General features: G+C 61.1%; 19 protein-coding genes. 14 read left to right on the forward strand and 5 right to left on the reverse strand.

Going from position 1 to position 21040, the window contains the following annotated elements; genetic code table 11:
* Nucleotides 1–73 precede the first annotated feature (73 nt).
* Both BUE39_RS35550 and pncA read left to right on the forward strand, forming a co-directional pair.
* Nucleotides 74–211, forward strand: coding sequence for a hypothetical protein (locus BUE39_RS35550; protein ID WP_235004904.1), 138 nt, complete (start codon nucleotides 74–76; stop codon nucleotides 209–211).
* An 827-nt stretch (nucleotides 212–1038) separates the two neighbouring features.
* Nucleotides 1039–1788, forward strand: a complete 750-nt coding sequence (gene pncA / locus BUE39_RS19735) for a bifunctional nicotinamidase/pyrazinamidase (protein ID WP_073430411.1) — start codon at nucleotides 1039–1041, stop codon at nucleotides 1786–1788.
* Nucleotides 1789–1833: 45 nt separating this feature from the next.
* On the opposite strand, the gene BUE39_RS19740 is transcribed toward pncA, so the two are convergent.
* Complete coding sequence (locus tag BUE39_RS19740; protein ID WP_073430412.1) at nucleotides 1834–3018, reverse strand: acyltransferase family protein; 1185 nt, start codon at nucleotides 3016–3018, stop codon at nucleotides 1834–1836.
* 228 nt (nucleotides 3019–3246) lie between these two features.
* Between BUE39_RS19740 and BUE39_RS19745 the strand changes: the two genes are divergently transcribed.
* The 3 genes from BUE39_RS19745 to BUE39_RS19755 all read left to right on the forward strand — a co-directional run bounded on the left by BUE39_RS19745 (nucleotide 3247) and on the right by BUE39_RS19755 (nucleotide 5983).
* Nucleotides 3247–4572 carry a PQQ-dependent sugar dehydrogenase gene (locus BUE39_RS19745; RefSeq protein ID WP_073430413.1) on the forward strand — a complete coding sequence of 442 codons (1326 nt, stop codon included), beginning with the start codon at nucleotides 3247–3249 and terminating at the stop codon, nucleotides 4570–4572.
* 143 nt (nucleotides 4573–4715) lie between these two features.
* Nucleotides 4716–5273: an AidA/PixA family protein gene (locus tag BUE39_RS19750; RefSeq protein WP_073430414.1), complete on the forward strand. Its 558-nt coding sequence runs from the start codon at nucleotides 4716–4718 to the stop codon at nucleotides 5271–5273.
* A 152-nt stretch (nucleotides 5274–5425) separates the two neighbouring features.
* Entirely contained in the window at nucleotides 5426–5983 is a 558-nt protein-coding gene (locus tag BUE39_RS19755; protein ID WP_073430415.1) for an inclusion body family protein, read from the forward strand.
* 94 nt (nucleotides 5984–6077) lie between these two features.
* On the opposite strand, the gene BUE39_RS19760 is transcribed toward BUE39_RS19755, so the two are convergent.
* On the reverse strand, nucleotides 6078–6701 hold the full coding sequence (locus tag BUE39_RS19760; RefSeq protein WP_073430484.1) for an acyl-homoserine-lactone synthase: 624 nt from the start codon (nucleotides 6699–6701) through the stop codon (nucleotides 6078–6080).
* A 560-nt stretch (nucleotides 6702–7261) separates the two neighbouring features.
* Between BUE39_RS19760 and BUE39_RS19765 the strand changes: the two genes are divergently transcribed.
* Nucleotides 7262–7972, forward strand: a complete 711-nt coding sequence (locus BUE39_RS19765) for an autoinducer binding domain-containing protein (protein WP_073430416.1) — start codon at nucleotides 7262–7264, stop codon at nucleotides 7970–7972.
* Nucleotides 7973–8004: 32 nt separating this feature from the next.
* Here BUE39_RS19765 and BUE39_RS19770 read toward each other — a convergent pair whose 3' ends face one another.
* Nucleotides 8005–8679, reverse strand: coding sequence for a TetR/AcrR family transcriptional regulator (locus tag BUE39_RS19770; RefSeq protein WP_073430417.1), 675 nt, complete (start codon nucleotides 8677–8679; stop codon nucleotides 8005–8007).
* A gap of 122 nt (nucleotides 8680–8801) precedes the next feature.
* Here BUE39_RS19770 and BUE39_RS19775 point away from each other — a divergent pair, with 122 nt between their 5' ends.
* The 4 genes from BUE39_RS19775 to BUE39_RS19790 are packed head-to-tail and all read left to right on the forward strand — an operon-like array spanning nucleotide 8802 to nucleotide 13323.
* Nucleotides 8802–9758, forward strand: coding sequence for an HlyD family secretion protein (locus tag BUE39_RS19775; protein ID WP_073430418.1), 957 nt, complete (start codon nucleotides 8802–8804; stop codon nucleotides 9756–9758).
* On the forward strand, nucleotides 9755–10699 hold the full coding sequence (locus BUE39_RS19780; RefSeq protein ID WP_073430419.1) for an ABC transporter ATP-binding protein: 945 nt from the start codon (nucleotides 9755–9757) through the stop codon (nucleotides 10697–10699). Before BUE39_RS19775 ends, BUE39_RS19780 begins: the two co-directional genes overlap by 4 nt.
* Nucleotides 10696–11838, forward strand: coding sequence for an ABC transporter permease (locus tag BUE39_RS19785; protein ID WP_073430420.1), 1143 nt, complete (start codon nucleotides 10696–10698; stop codon nucleotides 11836–11838). The genes BUE39_RS19780 and BUE39_RS19785 overlap by 4 nt, the downstream gene beginning before the upstream one ends.
* 12 nt (nucleotides 11839–11850) lie before the next feature.
* Nucleotides 11851–13323, forward strand: coding sequence for an efflux transporter outer membrane subunit (locus BUE39_RS19790; protein ID WP_073430421.1), 1473 nt, complete (start codon nucleotides 11851–11853; stop codon nucleotides 13321–13323).
* Between the two features lie 29 nt (nucleotides 13324–13352).
* On the opposite strand, the gene BUE39_RS19795 is transcribed toward BUE39_RS19790, so the two are convergent.
* Complete coding sequence (locus BUE39_RS19795; RefSeq protein WP_073430422.1) at nucleotides 13353–15017, reverse strand: alpha-amylase family protein; 1665 nt, start codon at nucleotides 15015–15017, stop codon at nucleotides 13353–13355.
* Nucleotides 15018–15051: 34 nt separating this feature from the next.
* Here BUE39_RS19795 and BUE39_RS19800 point away from each other — a divergent pair, with 34 nt between their 5' ends.
* The 4 genes from BUE39_RS19800 (at nucleotide 15052) to BUE39_RS19810 (ending at nucleotide 19610) form a co-directional block, all read left to right on the forward strand.
* Nucleotides 15052–16629 (forward strand): alpha-amylase family glycosyl hydrolase, encoded by a 1578-nt coding sequence (locus BUE39_RS19800; protein WP_073430423.1) that lies wholly within the window; start codon nucleotides 15052–15054, stop codon nucleotides 16627–16629.
* Between the two features lie 511 nt (nucleotides 16630–17140).
* The gene (locus BUE39_RS19805) at nucleotides 17141–17719 is read left to right on the forward strand and encodes a phosphatase PAP2 family protein (RefSeq protein WP_073430424.1); all 579 of its coding nucleotides are present in this window, start codon (nucleotides 17141–17143) and stop codon (nucleotides 17717–17719) included.
* A 296-nt stretch (nucleotides 17720–18015) separates the two neighbouring features.
* A complete protein-coding gene (locus BUE39_RS34320) occupies nucleotides 18016–18621 on the forward strand; it encodes a hypothetical protein (protein WP_143031956.1) in 606 nt (201 codons plus the stop codon).
* Nucleotides 18612–19610: a GlxA family transcriptional regulator gene (locus BUE39_RS19810; protein ID WP_073430425.1), complete on the forward strand. Its 999-nt coding sequence runs from the start codon at nucleotides 18612–18614 to the stop codon at nucleotides 19608–19610. The genes BUE39_RS34320 and BUE39_RS19810 overlap by 10 nt, the downstream gene beginning before the upstream one ends.
* A gap of 6 nt (nucleotides 19611–19616) precedes the next feature.
* On the opposite strand, the gene BUE39_RS19815 is transcribed toward BUE39_RS19810, so the two are convergent.
* Nucleotides 19617–21017: an MFS transporter gene (locus BUE39_RS19815; RefSeq protein ID WP_073430426.1), complete on the reverse strand. Its 1401-nt coding sequence runs from the start codon at nucleotides 21015–21017 to the stop codon at nucleotides 19617–19619.
* Between the last annotated feature and the right edge of the window lie 23 nt (nucleotides 21018–21040).

Here is a 21040-nt window from a genome sequence, read left to right on the forward strand (position 1 = left end):
GTGCTGCCACCCGCTGTTTGGATCGGCGTGCCGCAGGAGAGTGTCGAGGTTGTTGTTGGTGCGGGAGTTGGTGATGGAGTTGGTGATGGAGTTGGTGATGGAGTTGGTGATGGAGTCGGTGATGGAGTTGGTGATGGCGTTGGCGTTGGCGTTGGCGTTGGTGCCGGTGCCGGTGCCGGTGCCGGTGCCGGTGTCGGCGTGGCGGTGGTAGCCAGCCTCACCCAGCATGATTTGCCGTAGCCGAATGCGGGATCTGTCTGCGAAACCGCGCCGACGTAACAGCCCACCCCATTGCTGAAGGTACGCGGCGCCGTCAGCATGACCGACGGCGAATTGGGCGGAACGGCCCCGAATACCACCGAACCGGTTCCCGAGAATGTGCAATTGCCATTCTCCTGTCCGCACAGCGCGTATTGCAGTCCCGAAACGGTAATCGTGCTGGTTTGAGCCAATGCGTTTTCCGCGCCAAACCACACCAACGCTGTCGCCGCGGCGACCTGCAGTAATCTTGGATGTCTCATCATCGCCTGTATGTATTCGCTAAAAAGCCGGTTAGCCCCAAGGATTCAGCCGGATCGATCAAAGTCGTCCCGCTTTGGCGTTATCGAGTAGAGAAGTAAAACCAGAGGGCGCGCTGACTGCGCTCTATTGATGGTGAAGCCGGTGTTTAGATGTATCGTCATCCGCTCGCATGAACATTCCACGAACGGACAGCAATGCGGCAGATAAGCCAAGAGCGGCGCGCTCGCTTTCTTCACGGCACGTGCGGAACGGGCGCACGCAGACGTGCGTCGCCGGCTCCGCTTTGTTCTCGCGCCAGGAAAGATGGGAAATCGCCGAAAGGCAACCGCAGGGGTGTATCGATACCCGATGCTAATTGCAGCGCGAATCTCACGCAGTCAGGAAGCACGGAAAAAAACGACAGGTATCCGGAATGGCCGCTAGGGATATCCTGACGCCATGCTCGGAATGACGGCAACGCGCGGCATGAATTTGGCGCCGCTATGATTAAGGTTTCGATCAGAATGGAGATTCGCCGTGATAGCAAACCATCGCAGGGCGCTCATCAAATCGACCACCGCGCTTGGTCTGACTCATCTTTTCGGCCTGGGAGGTCTGAGCGCTCTTGCGGCGTCGGCGTCATCGGGAACGCTGATCAAGCCCGACAGCAAGTCCGTGTTGATCGTCGTGGACGTCCAGAATTGCTTTATCGAAGGCGGCTCCTTGCCGGTGAAGGGCGGCGCCGAGGTCGTGCCGCTCATCAACCAGTTGGCCGAGAAGTTCGAGAACATTGTCATCACGCAAGACTGGCACACGGCGGGGCACGCGTCGTTCGCCAGCTCCCATTCCGGCAAGAAGCCGTTCGAGACGGCGCAGTTGTCGTACGGCACGCAGGTCTTGTGGCCGGACCACTGCGTGCAAGGCACCGAAGACGCCGCGCTCGAAAAGAATCTCAAGCTGCCCACGGCACAATTGATCATCCGCAAGGGCTTTCACAAGAACATCGACAGCTACTCCGCGTTTGAGGAAGCCGATCACAAGACGAAAACCGGCCTGTCGGGATACCTCAAGCAGCGGCATATCGACACCGTGTTCGTGACGGGCCTGGCAACGGACTTTTGCGTTGCATGGACGGCACTGGACGCCCGCAAGGCGGGGTTCAAGGCCTATGTGATCGAAGATGCGACGCGCGCCATCGACCTGAACGGCTCGCTAGCGGCCGCGTGGAAGAACATGGACCGCGCGGGCGTGAAGCGGATTCAATCGAAGGACATTTTGTCGGCCTAGCCGGCGGCCTCGCAGACGGCCTCGAAGGCCTTGCCGCATCAACCATCACGCCCGTCCACTGCCATGAAAGCGCCGGTCCACATGCGCGAGGATGCTGCGTGACAGACGCGTCGCGCGTCCCTGAATCATCCGGTCGGAGACGCGCGAGAACGCATACGACGCGGCGAGCACCGCCAGCACCGTCGTGATGAAGAGCACGAGCGACGTCTTGCGGTCGCTCTGCCCGAACACGCCCTCGAAGAAATGCAACGTCGCATAAACGCAGACGAAGTGCCACAGATAGATGCCGTAGCTTTCGCGGCCAAGCGCGTCCGCACAGCGGCGAATCAACGCGCCGCGCGGTTCGCCGCCACGCGCATCATGGCGGCGCGAGCAGACGAACAGCAGAAACGCGACCGCGCTGCATGCGGCGAAAATCGGCGCGAGTTCATGGGCTTTCGCAAGCCACACGCCGAGCGCCGCGGTCGCGAGCGCGAAGACCGACGCGAGCGAGAAAAATAACCACGCCGTGCGCCGCGTCACGCTCGATGCGCCCGTCAGATGCGAGCGGAACGCGTACCACGCCCACATGCCGATGATGAAGCACGGCCCTTGCACCGGCGGCCAGAAATAGCTGAACGAGTTATTGCTCACATGACAAACAAACGTGCCGCGACAATCGCCGATCGACAACGCGAAGAGAGAAAGCGCCAGTAGCAACACCGTGGCGATCAATAAGCGCAGACGGTTCATCGCGACAAAAAACAGCAGCGGCGCGATCAGATAGAACAGCATTTCGACGCCGATCGACCACCCTCCCGGCACCACGTTGTTGATCGCGGTAGGCGACAGCGCGTGCAGAAACAGTACGTTCAGCAGGATGTCCGTTGCGCCGTGCGCGCCGAGCACCCACGCGCGCTCGTAGCCCGACTGCGTCGCGCCGTAGCTGATCAGTCCATAGACGGCGATCGCCGCGTAATACATCGGGGCAATGCGAAAGAAACGCTTGATATAGAAACGCAATGTGACGTGCCGCGCGCCCGCGCAACGCTCATGGTCCGCCTCGAGCGTCATGAAGATCGTGATGGCGCTGATCACGAAGAACAACTGCACGCCGTATTGACCCATGCGCGCCAATAACGTGACGCTATGCGGCAGATTCGGAAACTGAAACGACAGGTGTACTGCAACCACACCGACGATCGCGAGCGCCCGGCCGACGTCGAGCGCGGCAACGCGTCCTTTTTCCATCGATACATCCTCCTCGCGGTTCGTGCCGCCCGGTCAGGGGCCGCGAGCTTCGTGGACAAGACGTGTTCCGCGGAAGTTCCTGTTTTTTTCGCTAATCTCCACATCCCGACTCTCACGATCCGAAACAGCTTGTGCGACTTGCACGCCGGCATGCCTGATGGCCCGAACCGCCGGGCAGATATCTTGCTACCGAGGATGTGAACTCAACGAATCATTCCCGGAGATGCCATGCGGGTGCCTGCTCATCTCATCGCCTTGTTGGCACTGCCCCTGCTGGCGTGCGCAATCGGTCCCTCGGCGTCGGTCGAAACGGGCTTCGGCCCGAATCCTGTCCTGCCGGCCCCGCAGTCGTCCTTGCTGCCGACCCTCAACATCGCGCCCGCCCAACAGCGCACACCCGGCACCGCGCCGGCTGCGCCGCCGGGCTTCACCGTCACGGCATTCGCCGAGGGCCTCGATCATCCACGCTGGCTGTACACCTTGCCGAATGGCGACGTTCTGGTTGCCGAAAGCAATGCGCCGAAGGCGCACGACCAGGGAAGCGGCGTATTCGGCTGGATCACACGGCAGGTGATGAAACGCGCCGGAGCCGGCGTGCCGAGCCCCGACCGGATCATTCTTCTGCGTGCTAGAAGCGGCGGGGCCGCTGCGACAACGCAAGCGGTTTTTCTCAAGGACCTTCACTCGCCCTTCGGCATGGCGCTCGTCGGCGATCAGCTTTATGTCGCCAATACGGACGCATTGCTTCGCTTCCCCTATCGAACCGGCGAAACGACGATCACCTCGCCCGGCGTAAAAGTGGCGGATCTGCCGGCCGGGCCGATCAATCATCACTGGACCAAGAACATTGTCGCGGACCGCGACGGCAAGCATCTGTACGTGACGATCGGATCGAACAGCAATGTCGCCGAAAACGGCATGGAGGCCGAAGCGGACCGCGCACGGATTCTGCAATTCGATATCGCCACGCAGACCCTGCGGCCGTTCGCGACCGGCTTGCGCAATCCCAATGGCCTGTCGTGGCAACCCGAAAGCGGCGCGCTATGGACCGTCGTGAATGAACGCGACGACCTCGGCAATGAACTCGTTCCCGACTACATGACCGCCGTGCACGACGGCGCGTTTTACGGCTTCCCTTATAGCTACTACGGCCAGCATGTCGATACGCGGGTCAAACCGCAACGCCCGGATCTGGTCGCGAAGGCGGTTGTGCCCGATTACGCGCTGGGCAATCACACCGCGTCGCTCGGACTGGTTTTCTATACCGCGCGGCTATTCCCGAAACATTACTGGAACGGCGCATTCATCGGCCAGCATGGCTCGTGGAATCGCAAGCCGCATAGCGGCTACAAAGTCGTGTTCGTGCCGTTTTCGGGCGGACGGCCGGGCGCCGGACCCGAAGATTTCCTGACCGGCTTTCTCACACCCGACGGGCATGCACAAGGCAGACCCGTAGGCGTGGCGATCGATGCAAAGGGTGCATTGCTGGTCGCGGACGACGTCGGCAATACCATCTGGCGTGTCGCACCGGCTGGCGCGCGCGGCCAGCCATGAATGGCGCGGCGAATGGCGCGCGGACCGCGTTCGCCCTGACGATACTGACAGGTTCACAAGCGAGGGCCTAAGCGCAAAATTGGCTCGACACGTCCCAACAGTGTTGTTCACGCCACGGCGAGTGGCGAACCTATCGAGCGCATATGGAATCCGAATATCCGATACGACCGGCCCCGCGGCGCATCAATGTGCTTGTCGTCGTCGACACCGACGAAATCACCAGCGCCTATCGACCCAATCGCGACGCATCGCACCCGAAGGTTTTGGGCCACCATTGCCCGGTTTCGATCTGCACGGACGCGCGAGACGCAATCCGCTTTCAGGCAACAGGAAAGCCGAGGCTCAACGCAAATATTGGCGACATCGTCTCGATTGCGGGCACCTCCAGTTCCGCCAATTCGCAAGATGCCGTGCTGCTCTATTCTTTGCGATCTTCCGTCGACGGAAGCATTGTCGCGCCGCCACAACTCGTCGTTCTCACGAGATCGGGGGCAGTCGAACCTAACCCGGACTCGCAGGATCGCGACGGTTTGCCGCCCACCCACAGGGAAGCCAGTTTCTCGCGCATCTCATCGACCGTTCTCGAACGCGGCGTTGAGACGCTGGAGCTCGCCTTCGCGCTCTATACGCTGGCTGACGATGGACAGAGCCAGAGGACTTTCGGCTATTACGCCTGTCACTTTGTCATCGCCTCGATATGAAAAAAGTTGGTTTGACGGCTGTCGATCTACTCCCTCTCCTGTTTACTTTGCGAGCTGTGTGAACCCGGAAATAAGAGGACATTGCACGTGACACTTAGACCAGGTGTCGCCAGGCAGTCTCGGACAAACAAAGGAAACTGGAGAGGAACATCATGGCTGAAACAGTGTTGAAAGCAAGCGGTGTGGACATCAACGTGCTCGTCGTCGTTGACACCGAATATATCAAGCAAGCGTATCCGAACCCGAGCAAGGACCAGAACACGCCGACCGGTATCGCTCACGATCATCAGTTCATGCTGTGCACGGGTTCGCGAGGCATCATCTCCGGCCAGGGCACGGGCGATCTGGAATTCAGGGCGAACGTGGGGGACAACGTGGCCTTCACCGGCGTTTCGATTTACAACAACTCCGACGACGCCGTGATCGTGTACGACGTCAAGCATTTCTCGGGCGATCAGGTCTTCAATCAGTTCAATGCGGACATGGTCGTGCGAAACGGCGCGGTACAACCCAACGCCGATTCACCCAGCCGGAATGGACTCCCACCCATTCGGAAGCAGACGAACTTCTCGGTGTTCGATTCGAAAGTCCGCTCGAGCGGCAGGGAAGGATTCGGCATCGCCTTCGGACTTTATAAACTGGCCGACAATGGACAGGACCAGGAACTGTACGGCTACTTCTGGTGGGACCCGTACATTACCGTCGCGTAATGTGCTGAACTAGCGGAGCTTCATAACAATCCGCATGTACCTGTTGGATTCACGAGGACGGATCCAACAGGTTCCAGCGCACGTTGAATTCGCATCAAACGGGCCCGATCAGTTGGCGAATTCCGCCATGCGCGACTTCGACACCGAGCGCCGATAGCGTTTGATTGTCGATATCTATCCAGCATGCAACGACCATTCTTCCATCGATGCATTGCGCGGGCCCGGCACGGTGCGCCTGCACGCCGATCCGCCGAAATAGCCGCTCCATGCTGAGGTAAGTCACGCCGATCAGGCGCCGCGCGCCCAACTGCGCCGCGCATCGCACGACGGCAGCGAGCATCGGGCGAAACACCCACGCAAGATTGCCGGCCGCCACATGGCCGGCGCTAAGCGTGCTCGCAGCGAAGCGCGACAGCTCCCACACGTCGGGCGATTCCGGCGCCGACATTCTTTCGGCAAGCAGAAACGGAAACAGGTCTTTGAGAAGATACGGCAGTGTCGTCGGCAAAAGCCTGGCGCAGCCGCAAATCGACCCGGCCTCGTCATTGGCGACGACGTACACCGTGTCGTCACGATCATATTGATCGCGTTCGAAGCCGTCGTGTGCCATGGGCAGGCGCCATCCCAACTGCTTGACGAATACCGCATGCCGATACTGCGCAAGCGCGTCGCCCACGGCCTCAGGCAGCCGTCCATTGTCGTGAACGAAAGTCTCCATCATGCATCCCCGTTTCTTTTTATCGAGCGCATTAAAGCGCGGGGATTGGCGTGGGGTAACTGATAGAGTTGACAGGGCATGACGGCAAAAAATCGCCATCGCCTGAAATGCTCGGCTAGTAACTACCCATGATTGAAAAGCGATCCGCTTTTGCTTATAAATGAGTGCGGCGACGTTCGAGATCCATGCATTTCAGATGCAACGCTCAGTGTCGGCAAACGGAGGAGACAATGGACTGCGGCTCCTTGACGGTAAGCGGAATCGTGGCCGCCACCGTATGCGGCCAGTTCAAGCGCATGAGCCGGTGTGCAGGCGCTTATGCGGAACCGCCCATTTCCAGATCGGCGCCCATGCGATCAACGCCCATGAGCTTGCTTCGCACGTTGCTTCGCACTTTGTTTCGCACGTCGCCCCAGGCGATCAGGAAAGTGCCTCACGTACCGTCGATATACCCATCCCGCCCAACTGACGCCCGCCCGGTCAATGGAGGGATTGCGCGTTGCCATTCTATGTAGCCCCTGAACGGGCTTGCTCATAAAAACGGTTAGTTCGGGGACGCAATGGAATCGTACTTTGATGATGCTTACCAGCTATTCCGCTCGGCAAAAGACGAATACGAGCTGTTCGAGAAGATTGCGTCATTCGCGGAGCGTCTTGGATTCGAATATTGTTGCTACGGTATTCGCATGCCGTTGCCGGTATCGAAACCCACGGTCGCGATTTTCGATACTTATCCGCCGGGCTGGATGACGCACTACCACGTCAATCGTTTTCTCGACATCGATCCGACCGTACGCGCGGGCATGCGCAGCGCCGATCTGATCGTCTGGCCTCAATCGACGCATGACGAGGCTCAACGTTTGTGGTCCGATGCGCGCGACTTCGGCATCAAGGTCGGCGTCGCCCACCCGAGCTGGACGACGCATGGCGCCTTCGGGTTGCTGACAATGTCGCGCCACGCAGACCCGTTGACGCCCGCGGAGATCGAGCAGTTGCAAATGCCGGCTAACTGGCTGTCGAATGTTTGTCACATGCTGATGAGTCAGTTCCTTCAAAGCAAGCTCGCAGCCGAGGCGAGCATCATGCTGACCGCCCGGGAGCGCGAGGTGCTGCGCTGGACCGGCGACGGCAAGACGTCCTATGAGATAGGGAAAATCCTCAGCATCTCCGAGCGCACGGTCAATTTTCACGTCAACAACGTGCTATCGAAACTGGCTGCCACCAACAAGGTGCAAGCCGTCGTCAAGGCCATCACAACCGGGCTGATCTAGCCGGCGGGGCAATCTCATGCGTTGGCGCGGCGCTAACGATGAGCGGCGGCAATCGCGTCGAGCCCGGCCATCACGAAGCACACGAGATCCTGCTCGAGCGCTTTCGCGTCTTGTGCCACGGCCGGCAGCAAGGCCTCTTTCATCGGCTTCGGCGCGATCATCATTGCAATGCACGGCAGGATCGTGAACATCATTGCGCGCTGCACGACCGGCGCCAGCGGATTCAATCCCAAGACCTCGCTGAGCAAGCCCAACAGGAATACGGCCTTGGGCCGCACGGCTTTCTCGATCAACGCGGGCATGGCGGGCGACGGGGAAAACGCCTCGCGCAGCATCAGCATGAAACCCCACGGCGTGGCCGCGTTGGTTGAAAGACCGACAAACCGCGAAATCACCGCGCGAAGCCTGTCTCTCGGGTCGTCCAATCCCTCAACCAGCGCCGCGAGTTCCTCGAGGCCGACCACCTGCCGGTGCGCCTCGACCAGCGCCGCTTCATAAAGCGCCTCGCGACTGCCGAAGTGATAGTTGACCGAGGCCATCGGCGTGCCGGCGCGCTCGCAGATTTCCTTGCTCGTCGCGTCCGCGAAACCGCGTTCGGCGAACACTTGCCCAGCGGTGTGGAGCAGATGTTGACGCGTGGCCGCGCCGTCGGGCCGCGTGGCGCGCCGTGGCGGTTTCGCTGCGGTTTTTCTCGGGGACGTCGGCATGGTCAGAGCGTCAGGCTGCAAACACTTTGAATACGAATTCAAATTCGCATATGATCGATTCTACTTCGGACGACAACGTCTGTGTGGGAATAGAACCCATGCCCCGCTTCGTGGAGGATGGCATGACCCGTGTTCTCTTCATCGTATTGCCGCTGCTGGTCGGCGGCATGCTTGCGGGTTGCTCGCGTCACGAGACACCTGCGTATCAGGGCTACGTCGAGGGCGAATACGTTTATCTCGGGTCGTCGCAAGCGGGCAGGCTGACACAGTTGCCGGTCGCACGCGGGGACATGGTGAGAGCGGACGCGCCGCTGTTTGCGCTGGAATCCGTGGACGAAACAGCCGCGCTCGAACAAGCCCGGCAGCAGCTCGCGTCGGCGCGCGCGCAACTCGCGGACATCGAGACGGGCAAGCGTGCGCCCGAAGTGAACGTCACGCGGGCGCAGCTCGCCGAGGCCGTCGCCAACGCGCGCAAAGCGTCATTGCAGCTCGTACGCGACGAGGCGCAGTTCAAGGCAGGCGGCATTGCGAAAGCCCAGCTCGACGATTCGCGCGCGAACGCGGAAGCCACCGCCGCGCAAGTGCGGGAAATGACCAACCAGGTGGAAGTGGCGCGTTTGCCGGGCCGCGCTCAGCAGATCGCCGCCCAGCGAGCGCAAGTCGCCGCCGCCGAAGCCGCTCTCGCGCAAGCCCAGTGGAAGCTCGATCAAAAACACGTACGCGCGCCGGCCGAGGGACGGATTTACGACACCCTTTATCGCGTCGGTGAGTGGGTGCCCGCCGGCAGCCCCGTCGTGCAGATGTTGCCGCCGCGGAACATCAAGGTGCGTTTCTTCGTTCCCGAGAACATCGTCGGCGGCCTCGCGCCGGGGCGTGCGGTGGCGATACATTGCGACGGCTGCGCAGCCGACATATCCGCGACAATCACCTACCTATCGAATCAGGCGGAATATACGCCGCCCGTCATCTACAGCAACGAGAGCCGCAGCAAACTGGTCTTTCTGATCGAAGCGCACCCGCAGGTTGCGGACGCCGCCAGGCTTCATCCGGGGCAACCCGTGACGGTGGTGTTGAAATGACAGAAAAAAAGTACGACTACGCCATCGACGTTCATGACCTGAACAAGCGTTTCGGCGACAAGCATGTGGTCAACGACGTATCCATGCGCGTCGCGCGTGGCGAGATCTTCGGCTTTCTCGGGCCGAACGGCAGCGGCAAGACAACCTGCATCCGGCTGATGTGCGGCCTGCTCACCCCCGACTCGGGCACCGGCACCTGCCTCGGTTACGACATCCAGCGCGAGAGCGGGCAGATCAAACGCAATGTGGGCTACATGACGCAGCGTTTCTCGTATTGGGAAGATCTGACCATCCGCGAGAACCTCGACTTCGTTGCACGCCTCTATCAGATGCGCAACCGGCGCGAAGCCGTCGACCGCTCGCTCGAATCGCTTGGATTGCAAAGCCGCGCGCATCAGTTGACGGGCTCGTTGTCCGGCGGCTGGAAACAACGTCTCGCGCTCGCCGCGTGCATGCTGCACGAGCCCAAACTGCTGCTACTGGATGAACCGACTGCCGGTGTCGATCCCACCGCGCGGCGCGACTTCTGGGAGGAACTGCATCGGCTCGCGGCGCGCGGCATTTCGGTGCTCGTCAGCACGCATTACATGGACGAAGCGGAACGTTGCCACAAGCTCGCGTATATCGCCTATGGCAAGCTGCTGGCGCAAGGCACGTCGAGCGAGGTAATCGAATCGCAGAATCTCGCCACCTGGGCGATTCACGGCGAGCGCCTGAGCGCGCTGTCGGAGCGGCTTCGCGCAACGCCCGGCGTCGACCAGACCGTCGTATTCGGTGCGGAACTGCACGCGAGCGGACGAGACCACGCGGCATTGGAACGCGCGGTGAGGCAAGCCACCGAAAACATGCCGCTGCGCATCGAGCCGATCGCCACCGGTCTCGAAGACGTATTCATCTATTTGATGAGCCACGCGAAAGACAATTTCGGAGCGGCATCGTGAGCGAGCGCGTCGTGTTCTCGCTGAGCCGCTGGTGGAGCATCGTGCTCAAGGAGTTTCTTCAATTACGGCGCGATCGCGTCACCTTCGGCATGATCGTCGGCTTGCCGATCGTTCAACTGGCGCTGTTCGGCTTCGCGATCAACACCGACCCGCGGCATCTGCCGACGGCCGTGATCGTTCACGACCAGAGCGAATTCTCGCGCAGCTTCGTCGCCGCGATGAAAAATTCGGCCTATTTCGACATCGTCGAAACCCTGCCCGACGAGCAGGCCGGGCGCCGCGCGCTCGCGCAGGGCCGCGTGCAATTCGTGCTGAACGTACCCGTCGATTTCTCGAAGAGACTGCTGCGCGGCGAGCATCCGTCATTGCTGGTCGAAGCCGATGCCACCGATCCGACCGCGACCAACGCGGCGGTCGCCGCGTTGCCGAATCTGGCCCAGACCGTCGCGCAACGAGACATCACCGGTCCGCTCGCGCCGCTGCGCGGCGGTCAAAGCGCGTTCGGCGTGCAGGTTCACAACCTGTACAACCCGGAAGGCATTACGCAATACAACGTGGTTCCCGGCTTGATGGGCGTGATTCTCACGATGACGCTCGTGATGATGACGGGCCTCGCCGTCACGCGCGAACGCGAGCGCGGCACGATGGAGAACCTGCTCGCCACGCCCGTGCTGCCGGTCGAGGTGATGACGGGCAAGATCGTTCCCTACGTGGCGATCGGCCTGATTCAGGTATCGATCATTCTGGTCGCGACGCGCTTCGTATTTCATGTGCCCTTTGTCGGCAGCACGGTGGCGATCTACCTCGCGGCGTTGCTCTTTATTGCCGCGAACCTGACGGTCGGCATCACGCTGTCGTCGCTCGCGAAAAATCAGTTGCAGGCGGTGCAGCTCACCATCTTCTACTTTCTGCCGAACATCCTGCTGTCGGGCTTCATGTTTCCTTTCGCGGGCATGCCGCAATGGGCGCGCTGGATCGGCAACCTGTTGCCGCTAACGTATTTCAACCGGCTGATTCGCGGCATTCTGCTCAAGGGCAATGGCTGGACGGATCTGTGGCCTTCGGTATGGCCCATGATGCTGTTTACGGTCATCGTGATGGCAATCGCGCTGCGCTTTTATCGCCGCACGCTCGATTAGGGAAATACGCCCATGAAACCGCTCGCTATCTTTTACGCATTGGCGCTGTGCGGCTGCGCGGTCGGCCCGGATTTTCAGGCGCCGGCGGCCCCGGACACGCAAGGCTATCTGCATGACACGGCGCCCGGCTCTCCCACATTGAAGAGCAGCGCGGCGGAGCCGGCGCAAACATTCAGCACCGCCGGCAATGCGCTACCGATGTGGTGGCGACAGTTCCGTTCGGATGCGCTCGATCGCCTGGTCGATCAGGCGCTGCATCAAAGCCCGACACTCGCGCAAGCTCGCGCGAAACTGATCCAGGCCCGCGAAAACTACACCGCGCAAGCGGGCGCGACGCAGTTTCCGGCGATCGATGCTAGCTTCTCCGCCGCCAGGCAAAAAGTCGACCCCGCTGCCTTCGGCATTCCGAATGTGCAAAATCCGGGGCCGTTTTCGTTGTTCAATGCGTCGGTAAGCGTGTCTTATGTATTCGATCTGTTTGGCGGCAATCGTCGCGCACTCGAAGCGAGTCTCGCGCAAGTGGATTACGAGTCGTTCGAACTCGACGCGGCGCGCTTGTCCATCGCCGGCAATATCGTCTCCACGGCGGTACGGCGTGCTTCATTGCAGGAGCAGATTACGCTGACCCAGCGCCTCGCCGACGCACAGGCGCTGCAACTTGAAATCATCGAGGCACGTTTGGCGGCCGGCGGCGTTTCGCAACTCGACGTTCACAGTCAGCGCACGCTGCTTGCACAGACACGGGCAACGTTGCCGCCGCTCGCGACGCAACTCGCCCAGGCCGATCATCAACTCGCGATCCTGGTGGGCGTCGCGCCGTCGAAGGCGGATTTCAGCGACCTCACGCTGGACGCGCTGCATCTGCCCGACGACGTGCCCGTTACTCTGCCGTCGACACTCGCCCGCGAGCGCCCCGACATTCGAGCCGCCGAAGCGCTGCTGCGTCAGGCGAGCGCCAACGTCGGCGTGGCGACCGCGAATCTGTATCCGCGGTTTTCGTTGTCGGCGGGTATCGGCTCCGAGCGAACCCGCATTCAGGACATCGTGAACGGCCTGAACATCTGGAACGTGGGACTTAACCTGACGCAGCCCGTCTTTCGTGGCGGACAACTGCGCGCCGAACGACGCGCGGCGCAGGCGGCTTACGACGCCGCGTTGGCCGGATACCAGCAGACGGTGTTGCAGGCATTGCAGCAAGTAGCTGATTCGTTGACGGCGTTGCAAAACGACGCGCACGAACTCCAGGCACGCGACGAAGCCGCCGACGCGGCGCGGGCCAGCCTCGACGTCGCGCGCCGGCGCTATTCCGCTGGCGGCATCAGTCACATTAACCTGCTCGATGCCGAACGCGAGGCGCTGGAAACCGCATTGGATAGAACGCGCGCGCACGCGGGCCGCTTGACGGATACGGCGGCGTTGTTTCAGTCGCTAGGCGGCGGCACTACGGACACGCAAACGAAAACGACGCTGCAAAGCGCGCCGTGAGGCATCCTGCGCGCCCGCAACGTGTGCGCCTAAAGCTCGCTTCGCTTCAACAGATAATCGAGGCCGCCCACCCGATACCAGCGATACCCATACGGCTCCAGCACCACCGTATGCCGGCCATCATCGCCCTCCTCGCTGTGGTCGTCGGAGAGAAGATTGACGAGGCGGTTCTCGCCTGGCCCGTTGCAGCCCGAGCGGAATTTCACCGTGCAGGCCTCGGCTGCGAAGTTATGCACGCACACCACCGAGTTGTTGCGCCAGTCGTAGCGTAAGGCGAGAACATCGTTGCGCGACGCACGCAATATCGCGAAATCGCCCCAACTGATTTCCGGCACTTCGCGGCGCATGCGGATCATGCGCTCGGTCCAGTTCAGAAACGAATTCGGATCGCGCCGCTGACTCGCGACGTTCACGCGCTCGAACCCGTATGCGCCGCCCGATATGACGCGCGACGAAGGATTGGGGTGCTTCGTGAAGCCGCCGTGGGGTTCAGTCGACCATTGCATCGGCGTGCGCGCGCATTCGCGCTCCGGCAAGCTCAGGTCCTCGCCCATGCCGATTTCATCGCCGTAACGAAATACCGGCGTGCCCGGCAAGGTCAGCATCAGGCTGTAAGCGAGTTCGACGCGGCGCCTGTCGCCCGAGAGCATCGGCGCAAGCCTGCGGCGAATGCCGCGCCCGTAGAGCTGCATGTCGGGGTCCGGGCCGAACGCGGCGAACACGGCCGCGCGTTGTTCGGGCGCGAGGCGGCCGAGATCGAGTTCATCGTGATTGCGCAGGAATACGCCCCATTGCGCGGTCGCGGGACGCGCTTTCGTCGCTGTCAGCGCTTTCTTCAACGGACCCGTATCGCCGGTCGCGAGCGTGTAAAACGTGTTCTGGTTGACCTGAAAGTTGAACATCATTTGCAGGCGCTCGCCTTCGTCGCCGAAGTAATCGAGGTCGGTATCGGGCAGGACGTTTGCTTCCGCAAGGATGATCGCGTCGCCCGTGCGCCATTGCAGAAACTCGCGGAACGAGCGCAGCATGTCGTATTGCTCGACGGGTTGGCGTACCTTCGCGCCCTTCGTGCCAATCACGAAAGGCACGGCGTCCATGCGGAATCCCGACACGCCTAGCTGGAGCCAGAAGCCCATTATCTTGAGCAGTTCGGCGTGCACTTGCGGGTTCGCGGTATTCAGATCCGGCTGGAAATCGTAGAAGCGATGGAAAAACCAGCGCTTCGCCTGCTTGTCGAAGGTCCAGGTCGACTTCTGAACGCCGGGAAACACGACCCCGTCCCTGGCATGAGGCGGCTGCCTGTCGGCCCATACGTACCAGTCGTGATACTTCGAGGCGGGATCGCTGCGTGCTTCCCTGAACCACGGGTGCTGGTCGGACGTGTGATTGATCACGAGGTCGACCATGACGCGCATGCCTCGCTCGTGGCACGCATGCGTGAACTCGGCGAAGTCGCCCAGCGTGCCGTACTTCGAATCGACGTTGTAGTAATCGGAGATGTCGTAGCCGTTGTCGCGACCGGGCGACGGCTGGAACGGCATTAGCCAGATCGTCGTGACGCCGAGTCCCTGAAGATAAGCCAGGCGGCGCACCAAGCCCTGAAAGTCGCCGACACCATCTCCGTTCGAGTCCATGAAAGTGCCGACGCTGAGGCAATAGACGATTGCATTCTTGTACCAGAGGTCATTTAGCATAGGTCTAAACGATCGATCAGTGAAAGGAACGGCAATGCCCGAACTGACGTGGTGGCAACGCGGCGTGATCTATCAGGTGTATCCGCGCTCGTTTCAGGACAGCAACGGCGACGGCATCGGCGACCTGGCGGGCGTTGGCGCGCGTCTCGAGTATTTCGCGGCGCTTGGCGTCGATGCAGTCTGGATCTCCCCGATCTACCCTTCGCCGATGGCGGATTTCGGCTACGACGTCGCCGACTATTGCAATATCGACCCGATCTTCGGCACGCTCGACGACTTCCAGCAACTTTTGGACCGCGCCCACGCACTCGGGCTGAAAGTGCTGCTCGACTTCGTGCCGAATCACTCGTCGGAGCGTCATGCGTGGTTCGAGGAAAGCCGATCCTCCCGCGATAACCCGAAGCGCGACTGGTATCTGTGGCGCGATCCCGCGCCCGACGGCGGGCCGCCGAACAACTGGTTGAGCCGCATGGGAGGGTCGGCGTGGCAGTGGGACGCGCATACGGGCCAGTATTACTACCATGCGTTCCTGCGCGAGCAACCCGACCTGAACTGGCGCAATCCCGAAGTGCGCCGGGCGATGGACGAAGTGCTGCGCTTCTGGCTGGCCCGCGGCGTCGACGGGTTCCGCGTGGACGTGTTGTGGCTGCTGATCAAGGACGCCCAGTTCCGCGATAACCCGCCGAACCCCGCTTTCGCGCCGGGCGAGCCGGAGCATCATCGGCTATTGCAGACCTATACCGAGGATCAACCGGAGGTACACGAGATCGTGCGCTCGATGCGCGCCACGCTCGATGAATACGGCGAACGCGTGTTGATCGGCGAAATCTATCTGCCCGTGCCGCAGTTGATGCGGTACTACGGCGCGAGCGGCGATGGCGCGAATATGCCGTTCAATTTTCAGCTACTGAACGCGGCGTGGAATGCGGCCGACATCGGCAGAATAATCTGCGATTACGATCGCGCATTGCCGGAACACGCCTGGCCCAACTGGGTGCTCGGCAATCACGACAACCCGCGCGTGGCGTCGCGCCTCGGCGCCGCGCAAGCACGCGTGGCCGCGGTGCTGTTGCTGACGCTGCGCGGCACGCCAACGCTCTATTACGGCGACGAGATCGGCATGACCGACAGCGCCATTGCGCCCGAACAGGTGCGGGACCCGGCCGAACTTCGGCAGCCCGGCATCGGCCAGGGCCGCGACCCTGAGCGCACGCCGATGCAATGGGATTCGTCGCTGCCCAATGCGGGTTTCACGAGCGGCCGGCCGTGGTTGCCGGTGAACTCGACGACCAGCGTCGCCAGCCAACGCGATGATGCGTCGAGCATGCTGTCGCTGCATCGCCGGCTCTTGTCGATTCGACGCAGCTATACGGCGCTCGTGGACGGCTCGATCGAGCACGTCAACGCGAACGGCAACGTGCTGACTTATGAGCGGCGTTCGGGAACTCAACGGCTTCTGATTGCGCTGAACATGAGTGCCGCCGACGCAGCCGTGCATTTGCCGCCGGGCATCGTGTTGTTGTCGACGATACCGGGCCGCGATAGCGGACCGATTACCGAAGGCGTCGATTGTCTTGCCGGCGGCGAGGCGCTCATTGTCCGGCTCGGCTAGTCGCGCCGGTACTGCCAGGTTTTGACCGCTTCCGCCAAGAACGTGTTCTGTGCCGCCGTCACGTCGTTTTCCATCGGCAACTCGCCTATAGTCCGCCTTGGTCCGTCCAAGAAGCTTCTCTGATTGGAAGTTACCCCGCTTGGACGCTTAGCCTGTCGACACTCCCGTCCGACAGGCTTTTTTTCTTCCATGCCATGCCGGTAAAGTCACGCGCGTCCTGGCGCAGCGTCGATGCGTAGCTGGCACACCCGTTCCGGTCTTTCCGCGAGTGCCTTGCGTTGCGGCCCGCTAGCGGCGATGCCTTGCAACTGACAGATGCAATCCAGTCGTTGCCGACGGACGAGAACGAGCGGCTATTCGCTTACCGGTATGATGGCGCTCGTTTCGACTGCTGCAGCACCCCGAAGTGGCGGCGGATTTCGAACACCACTTCGCTGCCTGCATGGCGACGATGCATATTTGACCGAAAACGGCGGGCGCTTGCAGCGCCGCCCAACCAAAAGGAATCCGAATGTGGTCTGCTCTCAGCAACCTCGGCGACGCGGCGCTCACGCTGCCGCTCGCCATTGCCTGCGCGGCATGGCTGGCCATGTCGCTGGCCGGCTGGCGCTCGGCGACATCGTGGCTGACGCTGCTGGCGGCCGGCGCGTTCATGGTCGGCGTGACGAAGATCCTGTATGCCGGTTGCGGCATACAGATACGCGCTATCGACTTTCGCGTGATCAGCGGCCACACGATGCTCGCGTCCGCTGTGTGGCCGATGGCGCTCATTCTGTGTCTGCCTCGTCGCGATAACGCGCAGCCCCGCCTCGCGCTTACCCTCGGACTCGCACTGGCGGCCGGCATCGGCACCGCGCGCGTGTTCGACGACGCGCATACCGTGTCCGAGGTCATCGCAGGCTGGGGGGTCGGCTCGCTCGTTACCGTGCTGTTCGTGTGCTGGAAGAATGCTCCCGTGCTGCCGGCGCGGTTTCGGCCGCTCGCAATCGCGTCGCTGCTCGGCATCTCGACCCTCGCATATGGACACCACGCGCCGATCCAGGAGGCGATCGATACGTATTCGCCCTTCTTGTGCGGGCGTGGCATTTAGCGCGGTCTGGTCGTTACTTCCTGAACGCGCCTGGCGGAGACGAGAAGCAGGTCGTGATAATCGCGGTTATCCCGCCGATGCAGACGATTGGCAAGATTAACGTCTTCGCGAGGCACTCTCCATGCATGAGATAAATCTTTGCCCAATTAATTCAGGAAGAGCGCGCATAACTGATATTCAATTCATTGCAAAGTTATTTCTATGTTCTTTTTACGCCAGCGATAAACCGCTGGATGGCGGAATCCGCCACATGAACCGACGCGCCTAAACGCCCGAAACACTAAACACCTGCGGCAATGCAACATAGTCGCATTTACGCGGCGCCCAGCCTTTTCTTACTAAGTGAAAGCGCTCTTGCTTCGCGCAATCTGGTATGGCAATCTGAGGACGATTTGCTGCTCTGCAGCCCGAGCACCGCATGCCCGATGGCGCGACGAACGAACGTTCGCGTACTATCCGAGCGCTTTCCGCCGCGGGCCTGGTCCGATTCAAAACCCGGAATGCCATTTCAAATTGCCATGCATGATATTGCCGGCGTCAATTTAAGCATCGGGCATTCTCAAACCCGCCGTGTCATTGAATTCGGGTGTTTCGAACAATTTATCGGCGTAAAACGTTTGCGAATCGCAACCGGCGCTCTCAATGCATATTTCATATTCCATTGCAATATAAGGCTAGCAATCGAGGCGCACGCCGATATCTTTGGATGCGTTAAAGCCGGCGTGAAAATCTCCACATCTTCTGCCCGCTTTCCAAGCGCCTTTTTTGCCTCGCAGCGCGTGCTCGCCCACGGCCCCAAAAGCAATTCCGTAGCAATCGCGGTCGTGGACGAAGCGCTGAATCGACGCGTTAGGCGGCTCAAGCAGGGTAAACCTTGTCACCGGGGAAGTTCATGGGACTGATTCAATATGCGCAATCACACCATGCGCGGCAGTCAGTCGTTTTGCCGCAAACGAGCACCGTCAAGCGCATCGAAATCGCAGTGTTCAACGGGTTCTCGCTGCCGGACGCGGCGTCGATTGTCGAACTGTTTCAGGCCGCGAATGCGCTGAATCGTGAGGCGCACGCCGGCTCCGTGCAATACGAAGCGACGCTTCTCTCCGCTTCGGGCGGACGGATCGCGAGTTCGTCGTCGGTGTTCGTGTGGACCGAAAGTTTCGCTTCCCATGGTCCCACGGGCGAATCCCGTGCCCTCTTCATCGTGGGAGGGACGGGCGCGGACGGCGCTTTGCGCGACGCTCGCCTGATCGCCTGGCTACGCGAGGCGTCGAGGCGCGGCGAGACGATCCATCCCATTGCGGAGGGCCGCCTGTTGCTCGAGGCGGCGGGTATCGACCGCGCCGGAACAACCGGCTTTTTCGACGACGACGTCACCTGGTCGCGATTTGCCGAGGGGCTGTGCTCGAACGTGCCGCATCGAATACGCGCGGCTCTATGTATTGTCGAAGACGACCTCGGGCCCGCCGTCGCGCGACGGGTTGCCGAGTCGGTAACACGTGGTCACACGGTGCCGGAGGCGCGCGTCAGCGCTCAGATCATGGAGTCCGCGCGCTGGCTGGAAGCGAACATCGGCCGCGCCGTGACCATGGACGAAGCGGCGCGCGTCGCCATGATGAGCGAACGGAACTTCCTGCGGCGTTTCAAGAGCGAGATGGGGAGAACGCCGTCCGATCATCTGCTTCAGGCACGTCTCGACATGAGCCGGCGATTGCTGGTTGAGACGAGCCTGCCGGTCGAGAAGATTGCAAGGCACTGCGGGATCGGCGGTGGCGGCCGACTAGCGAAACTGTTTCGCAAGCATCTGTCGACAACACCGACGCAATACCGCGCGCTCATGGGACAGTGTGGAAGTGATCCGCATTGCTGGCCGGTGCAGAACATCGTCCCGTAACGCGGTCTATTTGGGTTTCCGCACTCCGCCACTCGCACCCGTCTCCCCCGCCACCGGCTCCACGACGCTGAGCAGCAGCACCACACACAACAGCGCCGTCCCGACCATATACAGAAACACACTGGTCCAGCTATAGGCATCCAGCAGCATGCCGACGGCCAACGGTGCGCATGCGCCGCCGATTTGCCCGACGCAATTCACAATGCCGAATGCCGTCGGGTACGTCGATTTAGTCGCAAGGCCCATCGGATAGGCGGAATATCCCGCGAAACCGATACCCAGCATGAGACCCGACATCACCAGCACCACGCCAAGAAAGGCGACGCTGTCGGGTGCGTCGATGAGCAGCAACATCATGAGCAGTGTTCCCAGCGCGCCGAGAATCATCATCGGCTTGCGTCGTCCGCCAAGGATGCGATCTGAAATGACGCCGCCGAGCATGTTCCCCGCCACTGCGCCAATGAAGGGCGCCGACGCAAGAAAGCCCATTTTCACGGAGGCAAAACCCTTGACCGTGACAAGGTAGGTTGGCATCCACGACATGAAGATGTTGCTGATGCCGATCATGCAGCCATAGCCGATAGCCACGCCGAAGATATTCCATGAACCGAACACCTGGCGAATCGTCTCGAGTTGCGGTACACGCCTGGTACGATTGAAGGCGTCCAGATACGGAATGGTTGCCCATTGATGACGGCGTAATGACTCTCTGCCGCTGCTTTCAGCGGGCGCGCCGTCCATGATATAGCGGCGTTCCGCCGGAGAACAAAACCTGTTCTCGCTGGGCGAGTTCGTGACCAGCAGCATCCAGACGATCGCAAACAATATTCCCGGTACGGCGAAAACATAAAAGATCTCTCGCCATCCCCACAACTGGATCACGACGATGCACACCGAAGGCACGATCAATGGGCCCAATTTCGATGCGGCAATCCAAAGACCCGTGGCCGTGCCTTTTTCCCTGGCGGGAAACCAGCGATTGATCACATTCGTGCAGCCGATGCCAAGCGGACCTTCGGATAAGCCGAGGCCGACGCGGTACACCTGCATCAGAAAGACCGACGAAGTCGTTCCCATCAGGCCCGTGAAAATCGAAGTGAAGATCATGAAGACCGCGAACAGAAAGCCAGTCGTCTTTTCACTGAGCCGCTTATAAAGCAGGCCGACGGGAATTTGCACGAAGCCGTATGCGAACGAGAAAAGGCTGACGATCAAGCCGGCTTGCGTGTTGGATATGCCGTACTCCTTTTTCAAGTAGGGCAAGGCGATACCGAAGTTGGCCCGGTCGGCACAGGCGATCGCCCAGATGCAGAAGATCAGGCCCATGACTATCCAACGGTGGCCTGTGCGTCTTTCGGCGACGGAGCCTGCTTCGGGATTGGCGACAACGCTGTCGGCATTGTTCATTCTGCTTCCCTCCGATTCTCCGG

Source organism: Paraburkholderia terricola (assembly GCF_900142195.1).
GTDB lineage: Bacteria > Pseudomonadota > Gammaproteobacteria > Burkholderiales > Burkholderiaceae > Paraburkholderia > Paraburkholderia terricola.

Excerpts from the sequence above, each read along its gene's own strand:
- BUE39_RS35550 (WP_235004904.1), top strand. The coding sequence starts at position 74 with ATGGAGTTGGTGATGGAGTTGGTGATGGAGTTGGTGATGGAGTCGGTG.
- BUE39_RS19740 (WP_073430412.1), bottom strand. The coding sequence starts at position 3,018 with ATGGAAAAAGGACGCGTTGCCGCGCTCGACGTCGGCCGGGCGCTCGCG.
- BUE39_RS19745 (WP_073430413.1), top strand. The coding sequence starts at position 3,247 with ATGCGGGTGCCTGCTCATCTCATCGCCTTGTTGGCACTGCCCCTGCTG.
- BUE39_RS19750 (WP_073430414.1), top strand. The coding sequence starts at position 4,716 with ATGGAATCCGAATATCCGATACGACCGGCCCCGCGGCGCATCAATGTG.
- BUE39_RS19755 (WP_073430415.1), top strand. The coding sequence starts at position 5,426 with ATGGCTGAAACAGTGTTGAAAGCAAGCGGTGTGGACATCAACGTGCTC.
- BUE39_RS19760 (WP_073430484.1), bottom strand. The coding sequence starts at position 6,701 with ATGGAGACTTTCGTTCACGACAATGGACGGCTGCCTGAGGCCGTGGGC.
- BUE39_RS19765 (WP_073430416.1), top strand. The coding sequence starts at position 7,262 with ATGGAATCGTACTTTGATGATGCTTACCAGCTATTCCGCTCGGCAAAA.
- BUE39_RS19770 (WP_073430417.1), bottom strand. The coding sequence starts at position 8,679 with ATGCCGACGTCCCCGAGAAAAACCGCAGCGAAACCGCCACGGCGCGCC.
- BUE39_RS19775 (WP_073430418.1), top strand. The coding sequence starts at position 8,802 with ATGACCCGTGTTCTCTTCATCGTATTGCCGCTGCTGGTCGGCGGCATG.
- BUE39_RS19780 (WP_073430419.1), top strand. The coding sequence starts at position 9,755 with ATGACAGAAAAAAAGTACGACTACGCCATCGACGTTCATGACCTGAAC.
- BUE39_RS19790 (WP_073430421.1), top strand. The coding sequence starts at position 11,851 with ATGAAACCGCTCGCTATCTTTTACGCATTGGCGCTGTGCGGCTGCGCG.
- BUE39_RS19795 (WP_073430422.1), bottom strand. The coding sequence starts at position 15,017 with ATGCTAAATGACCTCTGGTACAAGAATGCAATCGTCTATTGCCTCAGC.
- BUE39_RS19800 (WP_073430423.1), top strand. The coding sequence starts at position 15,052 with ATGCCCGAACTGACGTGGTGGCAACGCGGCGTGATCTATCAGGTGTAT.
- BUE39_RS19805 (WP_073430424.1), top strand. The coding sequence starts at position 17,141 with ATGTGGTCTGCTCTCAGCAACCTCGGCGACGCGGCGCTCACGCTGCCG.
- BUE39_RS34320 (WP_143031956.1), top strand. The coding sequence starts at position 18,016 with ATGCAACATAGTCGCATTTACGCGGCGCCCAGCCTTTTCTTACTAAGT.
- BUE39_RS19810 (WP_073430425.1), top strand. The coding sequence starts at position 18,612 with ATGGGACTGATTCAATATGCGCAATCACACCATGCGCGGCAGTCAGTC.
- BUE39_RS19815 (WP_073430426.1), bottom strand. The coding sequence starts at position 21,017 with ATGAACAATGCCGACAGCGTTGTCGCCAATCCCGAAGCAGGCTCCGTC.